The organism is Deinococcus sonorensis KR-87 (genome assembly GCF_040256395.1).
GTDB lineage: Bacteria > Deinococcota > Deinococci > Deinococcales > Deinococcaceae > Deinococcus > Deinococcus sonorensis.
Genome location: NZ_CP158297.1, coordinates 161444 through 182153, shown reverse-complemented (window position 1 = coordinate 182153; position 20710 = coordinate 161444). Strand labels below are relative to the sequence as shown.

16 protein-coding genes are annotated in these 20710 nt (G+C 71.1%); 7 read left to right on the top strand and 9 right to left on the bottom strand.

The window, feature by feature from the left end:
* The first annotated feature begins 92 nt into the window (after positions 1-92).
* A complete protein-coding gene (locus ABOD76_RS02090; protein ID WP_350241748.1) occupies positions 93-443 on the top strand; it encodes a cupin domain-containing protein in 351 nt (116 codons plus the stop codon).
* Positions 444-496: 53 nt separating this feature from the next.
* On the top strand, positions 497-1597 hold the full coding sequence (locus ABOD76_RS02085; RefSeq protein WP_350241661.1) for a nitric oxide synthase oxygenase: 1101 nt from the start codon (positions 497-499) through the stop codon (positions 1595-1597).
* Between the two features lie 198 nt (positions 1598-1795).
* On the opposite strand, the gene ABOD76_RS02075 is transcribed toward ABOD76_RS02085, so the two are convergent.
* Complete coding sequence (locus ABOD76_RS02075; protein WP_350241660.1) at positions 1796-2398, bottom strand: transposase; 603 nt, start codon at positions 2396-2398, stop codon at positions 1796-1798.
* Between the two features lie 442 nt (positions 2399-2840).
* Positions 2841-3617: a carboxypeptidase regulatory-like domain-containing protein gene (locus ABOD76_RS02070; protein ID WP_350241659.1), complete on the bottom strand. Its 777-nt coding sequence runs from the start codon at positions 3615-3617 to the stop codon at positions 2841-2843.
* 539 nt (positions 3618-4156) lie between these two features.
* Here ABOD76_RS02070 and ABOD76_RS02065 point away from each other — a divergent pair.
* Both ABOD76_RS02065 and ABOD76_RS02060 read left to right on the top strand, forming a co-directional pair.
* Positions 4157-7255, top strand: a complete 3099-nt coding sequence (locus ABOD76_RS02065) for an AAA family ATPase (protein ID WP_350241657.1) — start codon at positions 4157-4159, stop codon at positions 7253-7255.
* Between the two features lie 487 nt (positions 7256-7742).
* Entirely contained in the window at positions 7743-9272 is a 1530-nt protein-coding gene (locus ABOD76_RS02060; protein ID WP_350241655.1) for a HEAT repeat domain-containing protein, read from the top strand.
* Between the two features lie 104 nt (positions 9273-9376).
* Here ABOD76_RS02060 and ABOD76_RS02055 read toward each other — a convergent pair whose 3' ends face one another.
* Entirely contained in the window at positions 9377-9691 is a 315-nt protein-coding gene (locus ABOD76_RS02055; protein ID WP_350241653.1) for a hypothetical protein, read from the bottom strand.
* A 41-nt stretch (positions 9692-9732) separates the two neighbouring features.
* On the opposite strand from ABOD76_RS02055, the gene ABOD76_RS02050 reads away from it, so the two are divergent.
* On the top strand, positions 9733-10008 hold the full coding sequence (locus ABOD76_RS02050; RefSeq protein ID WP_350241747.1) for a histidine kinase dimerization/phospho-acceptor domain-containing protein: 276 nt from the start codon (positions 9733-9735) through the stop codon (positions 10006-10008).
* Positions 10009-10332: 324 nt separating this feature from the next.
* On the opposite strand, the gene ABOD76_RS02045 is transcribed toward ABOD76_RS02050, so the two are convergent.
* The 5 genes from ABOD76_RS02045 to ABOD76_RS02025 form a co-directional block, all read right to left on the bottom strand.
* Positions 10333-11652 (bottom strand): alpha/beta hydrolase family protein, encoded by a 1320-nt coding sequence (locus ABOD76_RS02045; RefSeq protein WP_350241745.1) that lies wholly within the window; start codon positions 11650-11652, stop codon positions 10333-10335.
* A gap of 148 nt (positions 11653-11800) precedes the next feature.
* Entirely contained in the window at positions 11801-12445 is a 645-nt protein-coding gene (locus tag ABOD76_RS02040; protein WP_350241651.1) for a response regulator transcription factor, read from the bottom strand.
* Complete coding sequence (locus tag ABOD76_RS02035) at positions 12442-13596, bottom strand: sensor histidine kinase (protein WP_350241648.1); 1155 nt, start codon at positions 13594-13596, stop codon at positions 12442-12444. Before ABOD76_RS02035 ends, ABOD76_RS02040 begins: the two co-directional genes overlap by 4 nt.
* A 319-nt stretch (positions 13597-13915) precedes the next feature.
* On the bottom strand, positions 13916-16222 hold the full coding sequence (ung, locus tag ABOD76_RS02030; RefSeq protein WP_350241646.1) for a uracil-DNA glycosylase: 2307 nt from the start codon (positions 16220-16222) through the stop codon (positions 13916-13918).
* 696 nt (positions 16223-16918) lie between these two features.
* Entirely contained in the window at positions 16919-17746 is an 828-nt protein-coding gene (locus ABOD76_RS02025; protein ID WP_350241643.1) for an aminoglycoside phosphotransferase family protein, read from the bottom strand.
* Between the two features lie 330 nt (positions 17747-18076).
* Here ABOD76_RS02025 and ABOD76_RS02020 point away from each other — a divergent pair, with 330 nt between their 5' ends.
* Positions 18077-18217, top strand: a complete 141-nt coding sequence (locus ABOD76_RS02020; protein ID WP_350241641.1) for a hypothetical protein — start codon at positions 18077-18079, stop codon at positions 18215-18217.
* A gap of 576 nt (positions 18218-18793) precedes the next feature.
* Entirely contained in the window at positions 18794-19237 is a 444-nt protein-coding gene (locus tag ABOD76_RS02015; RefSeq protein ID WP_350241639.1) for a hypothetical protein, read from the top strand.
* Between the two features lie 207 nt (positions 19238-19444).
* Here ABOD76_RS02015 and ABOD76_RS02010 read toward each other — a convergent pair whose 3' ends face one another.
* Positions 19445-20491: a zinc-dependent alcohol dehydrogenase family protein gene (locus ABOD76_RS02010; RefSeq protein WP_350241637.1), complete on the bottom strand. Its 1047-nt coding sequence runs from the start codon at positions 20489-20491 to the stop codon at positions 19445-19447.
* Between the last annotated feature and the right edge of the window lie 219 nt (positions 20492-20710).

Below are 20710 nucleotides of genomic sequence, written 5' to 3'. Positions count from 1 at the left end.
AGACGAGCGACAGCCGTGCCAACCACGCTCGTCCCGCCCAGCGCCGGGACACCGCTGCACCGTCAGCCGCTTGAGGAGGAAGCGGCCCCCATCTGGAGGGCGAGCTCGCCCTCCAGGTGGGGGACCGCCAGGTGCTCCTCACTCCGGGCCGGTCCATCGTCGTCCCCCAGGTCACGCCACAGGTGTTCATGAACGACAGCAACCGCCCGGCACGGATGCTGATTCTGGGCTCGCCTCGCAGCCTGCGTAAGCGCTTCGTTGAAGAGATCGGCCGACAGGAGGCGGAGGCCAGGCCGACTGCCGTGGATGTTCAGCGGGTGTTGGAGAGCGCGGCCCAGCATCCCATGGAGATTTCCTCCTGCCTGACGGTCCTCCCGCACGCTTCCCCACACGCCGTGTCGGCCTCATCTGCCCTGAGCGCTGCATGTCCCGCTGTGGCCTGATTCATGCGTCCCGCCGGGACATTTGGAGCGTGGCCGGGCGTCAGCATCAACGGGTGACCGCCTCCGTTCCGCTCAGCACACCCTTGCAGGACTTTCTGCAGCAGTACCACCGCGAGACGGGCCGCCCTGGACTGGCGGAGCGGCTGACCGCGCTGCGCCACGGCGCTGTGACGCTCAGCAGCGAGGAGCTGAGTTACGGTGCCCGGCTGGCGTGGCGCCACAGCACCCGCTGCGTCGGCCGGGCCGCCTGGAACGGGTTGCGCGTGCGTGACCTCCGGCATGTGACGGCGCCGGATGAGGTATGGGCTGGGCTGCTGGACCACCTGCAGCTGGCCTGGAATGGCGGGCGCGTGCAGGCGCTGTTGAGCGTGTTCGGGCCAGGCGTGCGGGTGCTCAATCCGCAATTGATCCGGTATGCCGCATACCGACAGCCGGACGGCCGGGTCGTGGGGGACCCGCAGAATCTGGAGCTGACCCATCGGCTGCAGCAGCTCGGTTGGCCCGGCGGTCCCGGCACGTCGTTCGACGTGCTGCCAGTGGCGATCCAGGCGCAGGGCAGGGTGCAGCTGTACACCCTGCCGCCCGCTGCGGTGCAGGAGGTGCGCATCGGGCATCCGAAGTACCCGCAGCTGGCAGAGCTGGGTCTGAAGTGGCACGCGCTGCCGGTGATCTCGGACCTGGCGCTGGAGGTGGCGGGGCAACACTTCAGCTGCGCGCCATTCTCCGGCTGGTACCTGCAGACCGAAATCGCGGCGCGCAACCTGGCCGACCGGGACCGCTACGACGTGCTGCCGCAGGTGGCGCGGCTGCTGCAGCTGGACACCTCGCGCGAGCGCACCCTGTGGCGTGACCGCGCGCTGCTGGAACTAAACGTGGCGGTGCTGCACAGCTTCGACGCGGCAGGGGTGCGCCTGGCGGACCACCACGGCGTCACCCGTCAGTTTGTGCGCTTCGAGCAGCAGGAAGAGCGGGCCGGAAGGGCGGTGTACGGACGCTGGTCGTGGCTGGTGCCGCCGCTGTCACCGGCCCTCACGCCCGTATGGCACCGACAGTACCAGGACCGCCAGCTGAGCCCGGCCTTCCTGGCTCAGCAGAGTGCCTGGCCAGGGCCCGCCGTCGATGAGGGCGGGCGCCGGTGCCCAGTCGGTCACTAGAGTGCGTTTTGGAGATTGCGCAGGGCGGGGCACGGTCGGGTCAGGCGGTGAAGCAAGAGGCGACTCCGGGCCAGGTCACACCACGTCTCGGCGGCCTCTCCACGGTCTTCAAAGTCGTTGGAGAGCCGTCTGTTGCGTCCCTGCCAGGCAAAGGTCCGCTCGACACCCCATCGCCTGGGCAGCACATGAACCGCGGTGTCATCGAACCCCTGGGCCTTGAGCACCTCTGGCGCGGAACGTTCGAGCCGCCGCCACGGATCCATCACCTCCAGATCCAGCTGGAGTTCCGCACTGGCCCAGGTGCTGAAAGCCCCGCCCGGCAGCGCCCTGATCCGCCCAGATCGTGTTTCGCGTGGGGAAGTTGGCTTTGACCGCTTCCACCAGCCGGCCGAGCGGATCGACCAGGCTGTGCCGGTTCCTGCCCTTGATCTTCGTGTTGCCGTCAACTCCTCGCGCTCCACCACCGTTGGTGGTGTTGGCCGATTGACGGTCAATGATTGCCGCCTGCGGCTCGGCCGTGCGTCCGATGCGCACCCGGTACTGGCCTCGAAGAGCGGCGTTGATCCGCTCCCAGACGTCGCTCAGTCGCATCAGCCGGACGTGGGAGAGCACCGCCCTCCACGGTGGAACCTCCTTCGGCAGGGCGCGCCAGGCGATGGCGCCGCGCAGGACCTCCAGGATCGCGTCGATGACAAGGCGCCGAGGCCATCTGGGGCGGTTCCCCCGCAGTGACCGAGCTGGCCAGACGACCTGGAGCGTCGCCCATGCCGCATCGGTCAGGTCCGAGTCGTATGTCGTCATCGGCCTCCCCGCACGATGCGAGCTGTTCCTTTGAGCTACGTGATCTCTAAAACGCGCTCCAGCCCAGCGAAGGTGAGTGGAAGAAGCGTGAGTACCGACGAGATCCCTCCACTTGGGCCATGAGCGAACCCCCGCAGCCCGGTACCGTGTACCGGATCGGGCGGGGGTCGGAACTCTGCTCTGAAAAGCGGCGCGTGGTGCAGGAGCACCCGGAGGACCGGGACGTGGAGCTGCAAGGCATGTATCCGGGTCGGTGTCCGACGTCACGGTGACCACCACGGCCACTCTCAGATGCCCCCCGGACCCGGCCCGTTGCACGAAGTGGCGGGACGTGAAGGGCCGTGCCCCAGGCCGCCAAACAGAAACAGATCCATGGATGCTCCCGTGGCAGAGTGCCTTCGAACTTGCGGCCGGCAGCAGACGTCTCTTGCCACCGAGATGCTCAGGGCTTGGGCACCAGGCTGACGCTGAAGTCGGCGAAATTGCGGTGCTCGACCGCTTCACGGAACAAAATGGTGGTGGAGGGCGAGTACTCTTCACCGCTCTGCGCCAGCAGCATCGGCTGTGCCAGCCCATCGGTGGGCAGATACCGCGCCGTCACCACATACTGGCCCACGGGCACGTCATGCAGGGCATCGCTGCCGTCGAACGCCTTGATCGTCTGGCCTGTGCTGCCGTCCAGCAGTGGGCCGTCCGGGGTGAGGGTGTACTCCACCCGGTCCGGGTCGTAGCTGCCGCCGTGCTCGCTGTAGTAGGTGTACACGTAACCGCCGTAGTGCCCGCCGCCGGGCGTCTCCCCGGCCAGGCGCAGGGTGAAGTTCCGGATGGCGCCGTCGGCAGTGGCGAACGCTGCCTCCTTGTCGGGTTCCAGGGGGAGGTCGTACCACTTGCCGTGGTACTGCGTCTTAAAGCGCCCGCCGGCCCGCCACGTGCCGAGCTGGTCTTTGGGGAGGGCAATGCTGTAGCGGCCCTGCGCGTCGGTGCGGCCCAGCGCGTTCATGTTGTAGTACAGCGTGTTGTCGGCCCACACTTCCACGCCCGGCAACGGCTGTCCGGCGGCATTCCGGACGGTGCCCTTCATGGTGTAGGGCGTGGCCTGACTGGCATCGGTGGGGGCGGGGGTGCCGGGTGGGGTGCCGGGGCTGCCGGTCTGGCTGGCGCCGCACGCGGCGAGCAGGGTGGTGAGCAGCAGCGCGGTCATGGTCCTGGTGACGTTCATGGGGGGCCTCCTGTGAGTGCTGAAGACACCGTACGCACCGGGGCATGGCTGGCCGATGGCACGCGAACGCCGCTGAGCCCGGCACTCGGCCAGCTGGCAGCCACGACGGGTCTGGCGGTGAACTTGCCTTGTCTGGGAAGGGCGGCCTGTTGCTGGACAACCGGGCTATGGCGCGTCCTCCTCTGGACAAGCAGGCTGGGCCCTCAGGCGGCCATCACCTCGCGGCCGGTGCCTGCAGATGAGCGCAGCGGGACCACCGCGCCGCCTGGTGGCATGGCTCCTGGATGGCAGCCAGCGGGCGCCACAGTCACCGGTCTGCTGCCTCCTGTTTCCCGCCGAATCGACCTCGCCTCCACAGCGTCTGTCACCCCTGCTTCAGCTCCGTCCGGCCTGCTCCCTCAGCCAGACCAGGGCACGCCCTGGTCCACACCACACGCGTGACCAGGACAGGCCACAGGGTGCTCAGGCGGTGACGTCCGGGGCGTGCCACCGACCCGCTCACCGAAGGGCGGCCCCCGAGCCTATGATGGGGGTGGCGGATGAACACGACCCCGGCCATGCTGAGCCAGCGGCTGCACGCCCTCTCCATGCGGCGGGCCGGGCTGGTCGCCTGGCTGTGGGGAGAGCCGGGGATCGGCAAGACCCACACGACCCGGGCGCTCCTGCGTGAAACCCCGTGCCGGAGCCTAACCGTGGCGGCGACGCTGCCGCTCCCCGACCTGGTGCGCGCCCTGCCGCGCCCCGCTCGCCTGCGGGCCTGGACGCGGGCGGCGCTGGAGGCGGTGGAGGCGGGCCGGCCGGTGGCCGCGCCGCCCGCTCAGCTCCTGGCCGCCCTGCTGGGGCAGCTCGCGCCCTTCGTGCTGCACGTCGAGGACCTGCACGAGGCCGACGCGGCGCGGCTCGAGCTCACCGCAGACCTTGCGGCCGCCGTGGCCGCGACGCGGGGAGTGGGCCTGCTCGTCACGAGTCGTGTGCCCGCACCCGGAACCTGGCCGGAGCGCGGCCTGATGCTTCCCCTGGCGCGGCTTTCGCCCGAGGCTGCCGCCGCGCTGCTGGACGCCGAGGCGGGGGCGGCGGTGCCGCCCGAGGCCGCCGCGTGGGTGTTCGGGCGGGCGTGCGGCAATCCTCTGTTCACGCGGGAATACTTCCGGTTGCTGGCGCGGCAGGGCCACCTCTGGAACGGTGGGGACCGTTGGCGCTGGCGGGCCCCGGAGGGCCATCCGTTGCCGGTGACGGTGGAAGCGATGATCGGACGCACCCTTCAGGACGCCGCGGGGGAACCGCTGGAGACGGTCCTGGAGGCCCTCACCCTGGTGCCGGGTGCCGACGAGGCGCTGCTGTCCGCGGCAGCGGGGCTGACGACCGCGGAGACGAGCGCGGCGCTGCATCAGCTGGAGCAGCTGGGCATCGTGGCGGGGCGTCACTTCGTCCACCCGCTGTACCGCGACGTCTTTCGACACAGCCGTGCCGCGCCGCGCCGCCAGGCCGCGGCGCGGCGGGCCGTGCGCGCGCTGGACGGGGCGCCGGGTTGGGCCGCCGCGTTCGTCGAGGAGGCGCAGTTGCCGGCCGAACAGGCGCTGGAGCTGTACCGGCGGGCGGTCGACACGGCCGCGGGGCCGAACGAGGCCGCCCGCTTTCAGGCGCTGGCTGCCCACCACGCGGTCGGTGAGCACCGTGCCCGGCTGGCCCTGAGCGCGGCCACCACCGTTCAGAATTTTGACCTGGAGGAGGCCGCCCGGTTGTGTGACCTGGCGCTCTCGGCGGCCCCGGATGACCCGGCGGTGCGGGTGCAGGCCGCGGAACTCTCCGCCCAGCGTGGCCTGCTGGACGGCGCCCTGGCCCTGCTCGACCGGTTCGAGGGCCAGCCGGGCGCGTGGCAGCATCAGCTGTCGGTGCGTCTGTTGGGCGGCGACATCGCGTCGGCGCTGGCCCTGTGGCGCGAGCATGCATCGGCCCAGGCGGACTGCGGGGCCCGGGTGATCAGCCGGGTGGCGGGCGCCCTCATCCAGGCCGGGCAGCTCGCCGAGGCCCAGGCGCTGGCCGAAGCCACCCTGGGTGGTGCATTGACGCCGGAGGACCGCGCCGCCCTGCTGAGCTCGCTGGCCAACGCTCACTTTTACCAGGGGCAGCTGACGCGCGCGCACGAAGCCTGGACCGAGCTGATCGACCTGTGTCAGCAGCACGGCCTGCGGAGGCAACGCGCGGCGGCGCTGGTCAACCGCTCTCAGGCGCGCCTGCGGGCCGGCGAGGCCGACGTGGCCCGGCCGGACATCGAGGAGGCGGTGGGGGAGCTGCTGGCGGTGGGGGACCTGCGCGCGTACGCGCACTCGCTGGTGATGCTGGGCGATCTCCTGACCCGCCAGACCCGGTTCGAGCAGGCCGAGGAACGGCTTCAGGAGGCGGCTTCGGTGCTGAACGGGCAGCTGTCCCCCACGCTGGTCAACGCCGAGCTGGCGCTGGGCAGCCTGTACGCCGAGTGGCCCACGCCGCACGCCCCCTTCCTGAACCTGCGTCACGCCCGCACCGCGGCGGCCCTGGCCGAGCGGCTGGGCCACCCGATTCTGCGAAGCACCAGTCTGGCCCTGCGCGCGCAGGCGGAGGTGCTGAACGGACAGGCGGACGTGGGCCTGCGCACCGCCGATGAGGCGTTGACGTTGGCCGACGGCGCGCCTCACCCGTACCTGCGGATCGGCGCCCTGAATGCGCGCGGCCACGCCCTTCGCGCCCTCGGGCGATCCGCGGACGCCGTGCGCGCGTTCCAGGCGGCCCTGGAGCGCGCCGAAGCGGCGGAGTTGACCGAGGCCGCCTGGCAATGCCGGCTGGAACTGGCCCGTGAACGCCAGGATCCCAGCGCCGCGCGGGCCTGCCTGGCATGGTTCACGGGCCAGCAGCTGCCGCTGAACATCGCCGCCGTCCTGCGGGCCTTCCCCGAGCTTCAAGCGGAAGCGGCCCGGACCTCCAGCACGGCCCCGACGAAGGTGCCATCTGGGGGCGTTCGCCTCGACGTGCTCGGGGAGATGCGCTACGGCGCGCCGGGCGCGGGCGACGCGGTCCGGGGCCGCCAGCGCCGGGCCCTGCTGACCTGCCTGCTGGACGGTCGCCTGCGCGGTCGCCCGGAGGTCGCGCGGCTGACGCTGACCGACGCGCTGTACCCGCACGCCACGGAGGAACAGGGGGCGGCGGCCCTCCGGGACCTGGTGCACCAGACCCGCGTGGCGCTGGGCGCGGGCGTGATCCAGACGACCGGGGACGGGTACGCCCTGGGTGAGGTCAGCACCGACGCCGAGCTGTTCTTGCAGACCGGCGACACCCGGCTGTGGCGCGGCCCCTACCTGGCGGGCGAGACCGCGGACCTGGGCCGACCCATCACCGAGACGCTGTACGGGGCGCTGGCCGCCCGCGCCCAGGCCCTGTGCGCCGAGCAGCCCGCCGAGGCCGCCCGTGTGGGCCGCTTGCTGTGCGACGCCGATCCCTATGACCTGGACGCCCTGGCGCTGACGGTGCGGGCGCTGCGCGCCGCCGGCAACCACCGCAGCCTGGCCCGCTTCTACGCCGCGGCGCGCCGCGACCTGCTGGAGGTAGGGGAGACGCTGCCGGAGACCTGGACGGCGTTTGTGGAGCGCCACTCCCCAGCCTGACGTCCGGAGCGGGTGGAGGGCCCCCAGCGCCGCCGAACCCGTTGGAACCACCGTACCTGACCCCGCACGTCGGTCAGGACTTCACCGACCATGTCTCATTGCGAGCCATCCAGAACCACGTCCCGGTCCGCTGCACTCAGTCCCTCAAGGGCCGGCTGACCCGGGTTCCGTCCGCCGCTTCGTACCTCAACGTAAGTCCAGTCCCCTCCATCTGAACGATTTGGACGACTCCGCGTTCCGGGCGGGCATGCCGGCCTGCACCACGCTGGACCGCCTGGACCTGTGTGACAGGCGCTCCACGGAGAACGTGACGGCCGCGCTGGACATTCGTCGTCACAGTGCAGGCGTTCACCTCCCCGGAATCACCGGTCGGCGTGCGGTGGGTCAACACCCACCCCAGGGTCGGTCCCCGAACCGACCCAGGACGATCCAGCTGCACTTGACCCTCTCGTAACGTCACCGTTTAAGGTGAGCGGCGGAGGTGCCCGTGGACATCAAAATCGGCGAACTGGCCCGGCGAACGGGTCTGACCATCCGCACCCTGCGCCACTACGACGCCCTGGGCCTGCTCAAGCCCAGCGGACGCACCCGGGCGGCGTACCGCCTGTACTCCCCCGCCGACCTGACGCGCCTGCTGCACATCCAGAGCCTGAAAACGCTGGGCTTGACCCTGCCAGAGATCGCTCGGGCGCTGGACGATCCGGCCTACGATGCACAGGAGGCGCTCCGGCGGCACATCGAGGTGCTGGAGGCGCGCATCACGCAGGAGCGCCAGCTGGTCCGCCAGCTGCGAGCCCTGCAGGGCGCCGCTGAGGTCGGCTGGACCGAGGTGGCGCACACCATCGCGCTGACCCAGCGTGTCGCCCGGCAGGTGGGGCGCTTTCTGCAGGTGGCACAGGACATTGCGGGCGAGCTGTCCCTGAGTGACGGGCAGCTCCAGAGCCTCCAGCACCAGACCCAGGAAGCAAGCGACGATTGGGAGACCCTCCTGACCGATGTCTTCACGGCGCTGGAAGCCGGTCTGCCCCCGACTTCCGCCGAAGGGCAGACCCTGGGGGCGCGCTGGCAGCAGCTCGTCAGGCACACCACAGCGGACCGCCCCGAGATCGCCCAGGCCATCGGCCGGGCGTATGAGCACCGCCTCCCTGCGGACTTGCAAGCCGCCTGGACCTTCGTTTCGGAGGCCCTGCCCGCCCAGGCGGATGGAGCACCCATGACCACGCACACCACGGTGACCGACCTCCTCCACCCGGATAAGAACGTCCGCATCCGGGCGGCCCTGGACCTGGGGGCCGCCCAGCACCTGGCCGCGCTGCCGGACCTGATCGGGCGTCTGGGTCACGAGCCGGACTTCTTCGTGCGCGAGAACCTGACCTGGGCCGTCGTGCGGATGGGGCCGGACGCCATGCCCTTCCTCCTCAGGCTGCTGGAGGGGCCCGACGCCACGACCCGCTTGCAGGTCGTGCACACCCTCAGCAAGATCGCCGATCCCGCGAGTGCGTCCGCGTTGACGCGGGCCATCAACGACCCGGACGACGAGGTGGCCCGCAAAGCCATCTTCGCCCTGGGACAGATGGACCATCCGGAAGCGCTCACCACGTTGATGGGCGGCGTCGGCCACCCGGACGCCGAGCGACGCAATACGCTGAGCACGGCCCTGGTGGAGTTCGGGCACGCGGCGCTGCCTCCGCTGCTGGCGGCGCTTCGGCACCCGGATGCGCAACGGCGTGCCCATGCCGCAGACATCCTGGGACTGCTCGGCAATGCGGGTGCGGCGCCCGCCTTGACCGACGCCCTGCAGGACAACGTGTGGGACGTGCAGTTCGCAGCACTCAGTGCCCTGGGTCATCTGCCCGGCGAGGACGCGGAGCGGGGCATCGCGCAGGCCACCCGGGTGGCCGACCCCAGGCTGCGCGCGGTGGCTCAGCGCCTGCTCGCCGATCGCCCTCACCACTTCGCTTCCCTTCGGGAGCGGCTCAAGCACCGCCACGCGCAGGGTGGGCGCCGTCAGGGCTGAGCTGGGCGGTGCGACCTGAGGAGACCCGCGCCGGGCCTTCCATACGGCCTGTCGAACGACCGGGTGAACACCGTTCGGGGGCGGAGGAGGCCCTCATCGGCGGATCAGGGTGCGGGGGTGACCTTGACGCTCACTGCGCTCGTCGGGTGAGAGGATTGGGCCTTGCCACCGATGAACATTCCGGTTGACAGGCGCCCATACACGCGCACGAGACCCGTCGCGGTCCGGCCGGCACCACGGTCGAGCGTGAAGGTGAACGGCTGCCGCATGACATGGGCGTCACCAGGCACGGGGCCGACAGGCTTCAGGGCGAACGCACCGAAGGGGTCATGGCACGACAGGTCAATCACCGGGGCATTCAACGGCGATTCGACCGTGGTGACGGCGATACAGGAGAGGTCGACCTGGCCCTCGTACACGCTCCCGCTGGAGGCAGGGGTGCGCCGCGTGGGGCTCGCACATCGCGGGGGCCCGGGGTGCCGCGCAGCTGGCCGAGGAACACCGGAAACTGACGCTCGCCAACGAGGCACTTGAGGCGTTCACGTCCAGCGTCTCGCATGACCTGCGCACGCCGGTGCGGCACATCCTGGGGTTCCGGGACCTGCTGCAGAACTCGGTGCGTGGCCGGCTCACCGACAGGAGGACCGGGACCTGCAAGAGCATGGTGGGCTGCTTCCAGCTGCAGGTGATGCTGGACGACAGCGTGCTGCATACGGACCTGTTCCAGCTGCGCTGACCAACAAGCGAACGGCGAAGCCGGGTCTGCTGGACCCGGCTTCGCCGTTGGTGCCCGCGTGTTGCCTGCCCGCGTCCGCGCCGGCCGGAGCGTTGATCATGGAGCGGGGCGCGATGTCGTGGGGGGCTGTGGTCATCCAGGACCTGCTGTACGGAGGGAGTCGGTCGGGGCGAAGCGCAGGCGCTCCGGGGTGTTCTGGTCGGCGGGCCCGTCCTTCCAGGCCCCCGCGAAGGCGCGCGGCTGCGGCAGCACCAAGTCATCCCCAGCTCGACGTCCCGTGCGGTTGCGGCCACGCGACGTGCGCCTTTATCTTCGGCGCGCCCCTCATGGGCGTGTCACCCGCCGGCGCATGGCGCGAACGGCCGGGGCGCGCTCAAAGGGGACACCGTTTCCCCGCACGTAACGGTCAACAAAGGCCCGAAGGACGCCGTTCAACGTGCGCAGGTCCGTGCGGGGGTCGGCGCCGTGCGGCACGAGCAGCGGCGAGATGAAGGGCGCCACCGTCAGGGACAGGTGCGTGCTGTGCGGCACGGTCAGCCAGAAGGCGGGACCGCGCGCCTGCGTGACGATGCGCGCCCACGCGCCCGTCGCGGTGGGGTTGTCGTCGCTGCCTTCGGAACTCAGGATCAGCAGCGGGCGGTGGGCGGGCGGCGGCATGACTCCCGGCTGGTACCCGCCGTCCAGGTTCACCGCCGCGCGGCAGCGGACGTCCACCCGGCACACCGCGAGCGACACTACCCCGCCGAACGAGTGACCGAGGGACGCCATGCGCGCCGTGTCGAGCCGACCGGCCAGCAGCGGGTCGTCGCGTTGCCAGCGCGCCACCGCGTCGTACACCAGGCGCTGATCGGCCACCCAGACGGGCAGCAGCACCTCGTTCACGCGGCCGGCGTCCTGCGGGCGCAGCCCGAAGCGCCGCAGGTCGAAGGGGCGCACCTCGCCGTCTGGGAAGACCGTGACCGCCGCGGCGTCCGTGTGGTCGATCGCCACCACCACGTACCCCCAGCTCGCCAGGTCCTGGAATGAACCGCTGTTCTGCGAGCGCAGGCCGACCATGCCGTGCGACGAGATCAGCACGGGGAAGGCCCCGCGACCCGTCAGGGCGGGCGCGCCCGCCGTGGCCGCGATGGTCGAGTACCGCAGGTGCCGCAGGGCGGGCGCCGCGAGCGGCACACCGAACGCCGAGGCGAGACCGGTCGTGACGGCGTCCGGCGTCGAGAACAGGGGCGCGCGTGGACCGCGGCGTGCCGCCGGGTACCAGACCGTCACCATGAGGCGCCGGTGCCGGGCGGGATCGGTGAGGACGCGGTCCACCACCCCCACGGGGTGCGGTCCGCTGGGGTCCGGAAGGGTGAGGACCGGGAGCAGCCAGCCGGGCACGAGGCCGGCGAGGACGTACACCACGGCGAAGCCGGCCAGCGCCCACCACCGGTGCGGCCGCGGTGGACGCACCCGCAGGAGCGCGAGGCCGGCCAGGACGTCGAGGGGGAGCACCTCCAGGCGCGCGCCCTCCAGGACGAGTTGTGCAACCGCGGCGACGAGTGGCAGCAGGGCCGCGAGGGCGCCACGCCGGCCCCACCGCCCAGCGGTGAGCCCCCACATCGGCAGGAACGACAGGAACAGCGCCCACTCGAAGGGCCGCATCACGCCACGATCCTTCCAGGGTGCAGGCGCACGGGGGGGGTGAGGCGTGGGACGTGCACGGCGGGCAGGGAGAGCAGCGGCATGCAGTCAGCCTGCCGCCGCGGCGGCGCGCGGCGCGTCTGCCGGAGGCGTACGCCAGGGGGTACGCCTAATGGCCGCCGGGCAGCAGCCCGGCGCGCCGCGCGACCCGCACGGCCTCCGCGCGGTCCGTCACCCCGAGCTTCGCGAGGAGGTTGGAGACGTGCACCTTCACCGTTCCCGCCGACACGCCGAGCGTCACGGCGACGCGTTTGTTCGGGAGGCCCTGCGCGAGGAGCGTCAGGACCTCCACTTCCCGCGGCGTGAGGGCCCCCAACGCCCCCAGCTCGGCGTCCCGGCGCGCGAGCGCCTCAGCGAGGACGTCCGCCACGCGCGGCTGCACCACCCGCTCGCCGCGCGCCACGCGCCGAATGGCGTCCGTCAGGGCCTCGACGGAGGTGTCCTTGAGCAGGTAGCCGTGCGCGCCTGCCCGCAAGCCCGCCACCATCTCCGCGGTCTCCTCGAAGGTGGTCAGCAGCACCACGGGCGGCCCGCCACGGGCCACCACCCGGCGGGCCGCCTCGATGCCGCCCAGGCCGGGCATGCGCACGTCCATCAGCACCACGTCGCAGCGCCCCTCCACCAGCCAGGTCAACGCCGCCTCGCCGCTGTCCGCCTCACCCGCCACCTGCACGTCCAGTTGCACGTTCAGCAGCTCGCGCAGCCCCACCCGCACCCACGGCTGATCGTCGACGACCAGCACGCGCACCGTCACGGGGCGGCCACCGTGAGCGGCACGGCGAGCCGCAGCGTGAAGACGCCGCCCGCCGTGCTCACCGACACCCCGCCGTTCAGCGCGTGCGCGCGCGCCTCCAGGCCGCGCAGCCCCCCCCCCAGGGTGACGCGGTGAGGGGCCTGGGCGTTCTCGGCCTCAAGGCGCACTTCCCCGGGCAGAAACGTCAGGGTGACCCGCGGCACTGCACCTGGCGCATGCCGTCCGGCATTCGTGAGGGCCTCCTGCGCCGCGCGGTACACCACCAGGCGGGTGTCGTCCGTCAGACGGGGCTCCTCACCCTGGACGGTCAGGTGCACCGGCGTTGGCCAGCCGCGCGCGAGGGCGTGGAGGGCCCCCGTGAGGCCGCCCTCCAGCGGTTCAGGCGGCTGGGCGCGCACGGCGCGCCGGACCTCCGCCAGCGCATCTGCATTGCGGGCCGTCGCGCGCTCCAGCGGCGGCTGCGCCTCCGACGCGCCCCCGAGGGCCGCGAGCAACTGCAGGTCGAAGCGCTGCGCGGTCAGGTGGTGCCCCAGCGTGTCGTGCAGTTCCCGCGCCACACGCGCACGTTCCGCGAGTTCTGCGTGCCGCACCGTGAGGGCCTGCAGGGCGCGCAGCCCCTCACGGGCGCGCGCCTCCCGCAAGGCGAACTCGAAACTCAACAGGGTGTAGCCATTCAGGGCGACGGTGACCGCGAGCGCCAGGAGCGCCATGATCAGCGGTCGGTGACCGGCCACCGCCGGGAGCCAGAGGGGCACCGACGCCAGGAACGCCACGAGCGTCACGGCCAGCGTGGCGCGCAGACTCAGCCAATACCGCGCCGCGACGGGCAGCACCGCGAGCGGCAGGAACGGGAAGTACACGCGCGACGCGAAGGCGGTGGCGGCGATCCCCACGGCGACCAGCGCGGCCAGCTCAAGGCGCGTGCGCCGGCCGGGGCGGACCGCCCATACCACCACCGCGTACCCGGCGAGGACCAGCGCGACCCGGATCGCGGCGCGTTCCGGCACCAGCAGGGGGGGCGTGGCGGGGCGTTCATAGCGGGCAGGAACGGCGAGCATGAACGCGAGGGCCATCGCGAAGTTCAGCGCGCCGAACAGCGCCACCGCGCGGGCGGTGGGACGGTCCCGAAAGGAGGTGACAAGCGCACGCATGGTCGGAAACGGGTCGGCGCCAGGCGACAACACGAGGCGCGACCCGGCGAGTATACCGTGACGTGCCGCGTGCGCTGATCGTTTCCGGCCTTGGCCCGTTCCACCGCGTGCTGATGTGGAGGCGGACCGCAGCAGGGCCGAGAACGGCAGGGCAACCGGCCATGGCCGGGTGGCCCACGTTCCGCTGGTCCGGACGCCGCCACCGGTTCGCTGGTGTGCCCCTGTCTCCACCCACGCCTGACCGGCACGCGGGATGGGGGGAGGATGGGGCCCCGTGTCGATGGTGGCCGTGGCACCGTGCAGGGTGGATCTCCGGTGGTCAGCGGACCGCTGCGTCCGGCGTCAGCTGCCAGTCGATGGGGGAGCGCCCGGCCTCAAGGAGGGCCGCGTTCGCGCGTGAGAACGGCCGGGTGCCCAGAAACTGCGCCGCACTCAGCGGACTCGGGTGGGCGCTCTCGATAATGTGGTGATGCGGCGCCGTCACCAGCCGCGCTTTCTTGCGGGCGTAGGCGCCCCACAGCACGAACACCACCCGTTCCGGTTTGGCGTTCACGGCCCGGATCACCGCGTCGGTGAACGCTTCCCAGCCGAGGCCCGCGTGGCTGTTCGGCTGGCCCTGGCGGACCGTCAGCACAGCGTTCAGCAGCAGCACGCCCTGCGCGGCCCAGCGGCGCAGGTCCCCGTGCCGGGGCGGGGAAACGTCCGGGAGGTCCTGGTGAAGTTCGCGGTAGATGTTCTGCAGGCTTGGGGGCACGCGGACGCCGGGCGGCACGCTGAAGCTCAGCCCGTGGGCCTGCCCGGCGCCGTGGTACGGGTCCTGCCCGAGGATCAGCACCTTGACGTCCTCCAGCGGGGTGAGGCGCAGTGCGGCGAAGACCTCGGGTGCCGGCGGGAAGATGGTGTGCGCGGCGCGTTCGGCGGTCAGGACGTTTTTGAGCTGATGAAAGGACGGCGCTGCGAACGCGTCCGTCAGGGCGGTCTGCCAGGACCCGGGCAGGCGGGCCGGCCGGATCGCGGGCAGGGGCGCCGCGACGGTGGCGTCAAAGAGGCCCGGCTGCCGGTCCAGGTCCGGGACGTGGCGGGCCCGGGTGCCGCCGCGCGGCGGCTTCGCCGGCAGGCCGCGGGCCACACGTTCCGCCCGCAGCTCCGCCTTCTTGCGGCTGCCATGCAGCTCGTAGATGCGCCGCGCTTCCGCCGCGAAGCGCGGCGTGTCCCGCGCCGCCATGAGCTGCGCTTTGGCGGCGCGCATCGCCTGCTCGGCGTCCACGATCGGCGCGGGGTACGTCAGGCGGGACGCGCCGCTCCACACCCAGGGCGCGTGGATGAAGTCGGTGGGGACGTCCCTCAACTCCGGGACCCAGCGGCGGATAAACGCGCCGGTGGGGTCCTGGGCGCGGGCCTGGCGGGTGGGGTTGTAGATGCGCAGGCGATTGATGCCCACCGTCCCGCTCTGCATCTGCACCTGCGCCCAGTGGATGCCCGGCTCGTTGTCCAGCCACTGGTGCGCGAGGTACTGGCCGGGGCGCTGCCAGGGGAGCCACAGCAGGTGGCTGGCGAAGGAGATGGTCATGGCCCGCATGCGGAAGTTGAGCCACCCGGTGGCGGCCAGCATCCGCATGCACGCGTCCTGCAGCGGGTAGCCGGTCTGTCCCGCCGCCCAGCGGTCGTAGCGGAGTTGATCCCAGCCGGGCCGGAGGTCATCGAAGGCGCGGTTGAGCGGCTCGAATTCCATCCTGGGTTCGGATTCCAGCCGCTGCATGAAGTGACAGTGCCAGTGCAGGCGGCTCTCGAAGGCGCGCAAGGACCGCACCCAGCGCGGGTCAGCGTCCCGGTCGCCGTGGACCGCGGCGAGGCGCTGCCGGGTGGCATGCACCACTTCCCGCAGGCTGAGGGTCCCGAAGGCCAGCGGGGCGCTGAGGCGCGAGCAGCTGGCTTCGGCGGTGAGGGGACTGCTCATCTCCGCCGGGTACCCCACCCCCCGGACCGTGAGGAAGCTGGCCAGGGTCGCTTCGGCCACCCGGCGCCCCCCCGGCGGGATCGTCTTCGTGTTCGGCGCGACGTTCGCGTCCTGGTGCCTGAGCAGCGGGGTCCCACGGACCGGCACGGGCGTGAGGTGTGAGGGCGGGGGACCGGGCGGCGCCCCGAGGCGCTCCTCCCAGGTGGCGGCCCAGCCATCCCGGTGGATCAGTCGCCGCACCACGCCGTTCTGGGGCAGCTCAGTGAACGGCACCCCGCGCGCGCGGCACCACGCGCGAACCCGGCGGTCCCGCTGATCACTGACGCCGTTGCCCGTCTCCTCGTGGGCCCACAACGCGAACGGGCCGACGTCCTGGTGCAGCGCCTCGAGGACCTGGACGGCCTCACCGTGCCGGCAGATCAGCGGTGCACCGAGGGTCCCGAGCGCCTCATCGAGCTCCGCGAGGCACTGCTGGAGGTACTGGAAGTGATGACCGCCGAATTCCGGGTGGTGCAGCTGCTCCGGCTCGAAGACATACAGCGGCAGCACCGGTCCTCTGGCAGCCGCCTCAAGGAGCGGGGAGTGATCGTGAACGCGCAGGTCCTTCTTGAACCACACCACCTGCACCGCGGATGGACGAGCACGCGCGGCGACGCTGCTCAACGTCACGGACGATCCACCCCCCGCCACCCGGAGGAAGGCCGAGACAGACAAGCGACGGCGGACCCGGGTGAACACTTGACCGGCCGGAGCGTGCTGACCCACGTCCACAACACTTCCCCGTGCCATGCCTGGTTGGGGCAACCTTCACGACGGCAGCGCCATGCCGGCGAGGGGGCCTGGGCCGGGTCGCTGGACCACAGGAGGGACGGAAGGTGGAGTTCAGGTGACACCGGGGCGTGTCGGACGGCGCTATCCACACCCGTGCGCTCATCGCCCGCTCGACGGCATGGGCACTCGACGGTCATCCAGAGGGGCGTCGCGCCTCGCTGACCGTCCCCTTCGTGCGTCATGCTGCAGGCACGTGAAGGTGGTCCAGCAGCACTCATCTGCTTTCAGCATACAAGCGTGTCATCATTTCGCTTGTAGCCGTACATACGGGGTGAAGGGTGGGCGAGCGGTGCTGACATGAAGCCGGGCGGACCGCACCTCAACGTGGCCGGGCCCGGCCACGTACCCCCTGGGTTCAGCAGATCGACGGTCGGCTTGCCGCCGCTCGCCAGCAAAGGGGCGGCGCGCTCCCAGTGGACGCACCGCACGACCGGGTCACCCGCACACCGTCCGGCGCTCTTGGCGGCGCGTTCCGTGTAGGCCCAGGGTTGTCCGCCCTGGGAGGGCTCAGGTCCAGTGTGGGGAGCGAGACGTTCAGGTCGCGCCCCGGTCCACCTGGCCGCCAAGCGCCACGTGGGCGAGCCGCGCGACGTCCAAGACCTTCCGAACGTCCCCGTCACGACCGTCCTGCAACCCCCATGTGGCGGACAGCCCGCCGTAGGCGAGAATCCACCGAAGGAGACGCACTGGGTCGAGGTTCGCCGCCTGCGAGACAACGCCCACCTGCCGTTCAAGACGTCCGGGATGTCGTGCGAGGTCGAGATCAGGGTTGTAGAAGATGTTGGCAAAATCAAACCCGCGTTCACCCCACAGCCCCTTGGGGTCGATGGCGAGCCAGCCGCGGGCCTCCCCGTCCAGAACGTTCTGGTGGTGCAGGTCGCCATGCAGGACAGTGACCTCACGCGGCGTGTCCAGCAGGGCCCGCGCGGTCTGGAACGCCTCGTGCAGGACGCCACCACCGGAAGGGCACGCCCCGGTCAGCGCCTGAAACCAGACATCCAGGTCCACGAGGGGCGGAAACGAGGTGCGGCGTGGAGTGTGGAGGCGGGCGGCCACCGCACACAGGATCTGGGTGGCCTGGTCGTCCCGGCCGTCGTAGACCAGCGCGGTCAGGTCACCCTGGCCATGCACGCGTTCCAGCAGCAGGGCGCCCGTGGCCGGATCGCGCTGGTAGACGTGGGCGGCACCTTCACCGTCCCACCAGGCCATGAGGGCTCCGCCATGACGTTCCTCGTCCGCGCGGGCCACTTTCAGCATGGCGGGCTGCCCCCGGTACCGGACCGGCAACAGGTCGCTGCTGAAGGTGTGGATCGCCAGCCCATCAGGCGAGAGCTGCCAGCGGGTGAGATATGGCGTGAACATGAAAATCAGCGTACGCCAGCATTGAGGCGACGAGGCTCGGGCGGGGATGGCGGTTGGGTCACCTGGCGTGGCGTGGTGGTGTGGTTCAACACGCGTTGACGACGGACTGGTACGTTCAGCTGCACCGCCCTGAGGTGCCGGATGGGGAGCTGTTCAGGTTCAGCCCGGCCAGCCGAGGATGAAGGCGGTGGTCCGACGCCGTGTGCCGCTCACGCCGTCATCAGGCCCTGTTCCGCTTCGAAATCGGAGGGGCGACAGGCGTGAACGGGGTGGTGGCGCTCGCTCCCGAACTCCGCTGAACCTCCCCACCTGGACGGCCCGGACCTGAGCGTGACGGAACCGCGGCTGGCCCAGGCGCTCCGCGTCGCCGTGACGGCCGTGCCGCAGGACAGTGGGGTGAGCAGCGTCACCGCGTACGTCGTGACCGACAGTGACGTTGGCCAGGGCCTTCCGGACGCGCCCGTCGACTGAGACGCGCGGGTCGCCTGGCGGACTGGTGCGTGCTGCAGGCGTGGCCGCGTCACGGCTGCAGGCGTGGCCGCGTCACGGCCCGGTCGCTGGTGAACCACAATGCGGGAGCGCGTGAATGGGCGGCTGCACCGGCAGTGAATCGACCGGCCCAGCCGCTGAATGCGTGGTCCGGCGGGCCGAAGGCTGCGTGGCGCGACCAGGGCGGTTGGCTGCTCCTCGCCCGCCCCAGCGTGCCGGGAAGGACGGCTGGTCACACCTGCCCGGGCGCCTGGGGGCCGCAGCGCCCTTCCCTGGAGCCGGGGTGGCGCTGGCACGGTCGTGCGCTCACGGCGGTCAGGCCCAGGGGGATGCTCGCCCGGCGGCCCGGCCTGGTTCAGGGTCGATCGGCTGACACGCGCGAGGACTGGATGTCGCTACCATGCACCCGTGAACTCCGTCGCCCAGAACCTGTGCCGGCTCACCTGGATCCGGGTGCCCTGCCGGCGTTGACCCGCCGGACCAGCCAGCCGTTCTCGAAGGGGCTTGGGCGGGGTCGGCAGTGTTGACAATTGATTTGGCAAGGGGAGGCTTGGACCGATGAGTGGATGGCACGGACTTCTGGAGGGCGAATACGCGGCGAGGCGGCAGATTCTGGACGGTCTGACGCTCGAGCAGGTCACGCAAGTGCTGTCGCCCCAGACGCACTCGATTTATGCCGAGCTGTATCACCTCGAACTCTGGCAGCGCATTCTGGTGACCCGAGACGAAGACCTGTACGAACGCACCTGGCAGCAGGACATCCGCTATCCCACGCAGGTGCCGACTGACCTGCAGGAATGGACAGACCTCGTCGAGGCCTTCTTCGTTGGGCTGCGGCAGGCGTACGAGTGGACCGCCTCACAGGAGCGCCTCGATCATGAGACGGACCCGGGCAGCTCCATGGCGGATGTGCTGCGGGGGCTGGCCGTCCACAATGCCTATCACTTCGGAAAAATCGTCGCGCTGCGGCAGGTCATGGGCCTCTGGCCGGCGAGTGGGTAGGGTTGGACGGCTGGGCATCTGGAGCCGCACCACAGCAAGCGCCTGGTGCGGCTCGGGGGGTGGAGCTGCGGCGGGTTCCAGCGCGGGGCGTGGCGATTTCGCGGGGCAGGGGATCAGGACCTGTCGTTTCGGACTGCCCGCCCGGCCTTGATGGCGGTCTCCTGGTCGTCCAGCAGCACCTCGTCGGTGCGGTTCAGGTGCGGTCCTTCACCTGCGCCCGATGCGGTCCACCACTGTCACGCCCGTGCCGAGGAAGCGGTCCATGTCCGCCAGGGCATCCGGGGCGTCCTCCAGGCGTATTCGCCGCCCGATCAGCCGCTGCGGCTGGAGCGCCCCCCGTTCAATCATGCCCAGCATCTCCGGGTAGGCGTGGGCCGCCATCCCGTAGCTGCCGTAGAGTTCCAGTTCCCGGGCAATGACCCGGTCCATCGGGATCGCCGGGTGACGCTGTCCGGCCAGCAGCCCGACCTGCACATGCCGCCCGCGCGTCCTGAGGCTCTGAACGGAGTTGAAGCACGTTTCAGGGTGCCCCAGCGCATCCAGCGAGACGTGGACCCCGCCGGAGGTGAGGTCGCGGATGGCCTCCGCCACATCCGCGGTCGTGCGGCTGTTCACGGTGAGGTCCGCCCCCAGGTCCCGGGCCAGGCCCAGCTTGTCGTCGTCGATGTCCACCCCGATGACGCCCGCGCCAAGCGCCCGCGCAATCATGATCGCCGAGAGCCCCACGCCCCCACAGCCGTGGACCGCCACCCACTCCCCGGCCCGCACCCGCCCCTGCTGAACCATCGCCCGGAACGAGGTGGCGAAGCGGCACCCGAGACTGGCCGCCGTCACGAAGTCCAGGCTGTCCGGGAGCCGCACCAGGTTTCCCTCGGCGTGACGGAGGGCGACGTACTCGGCAAAGGAGCCCCAGTGGGTAAAGCCGGGCAGAAACTGCCGCTCGCACACCTGCTGATGGCCGGACCGACACTCAGCGCAGCGCCCGCAGCCCGAGACGAAGGGGACGGTCACGCGGTCCCCGACGTGCCAGCCCCGGATGTCCGGGCCGACCGCCACGATCGTCCCGGCAAGTTCGTGGCCGGGAACGTGGGGCAGGGGGATGCTCGGATCGTGGCCCATCCAGGCGTGCCAGTCACTGCGGCACACCCCCGTCGCACCCACCTGCACGACCACGCCGTCCGCCGGGGGAACGGGGTCAGGAACGACCAGCACTTCAGGGCGGGTCTGAAACTGTCGGTAGACGACGGCCTGCATGGGTAAATGGTAACACTTGACCGATTTCAGGTCGGCGCTGTGCGGGTCGAGCAATTCCATCACTCGGGCGAGGTCCGGACGTTCGAATCCATGGCGCTCAACTTCAGGAAGGGTCTGATTCCCTTGAACAACGAGATGATCTTCCCCAGCGGGTCTCGTCGTCGGCTCTCTCTTGGCCCTGGTCAGATGCCTTACGGGTGTTTTGCTTGTGGGAAGCCC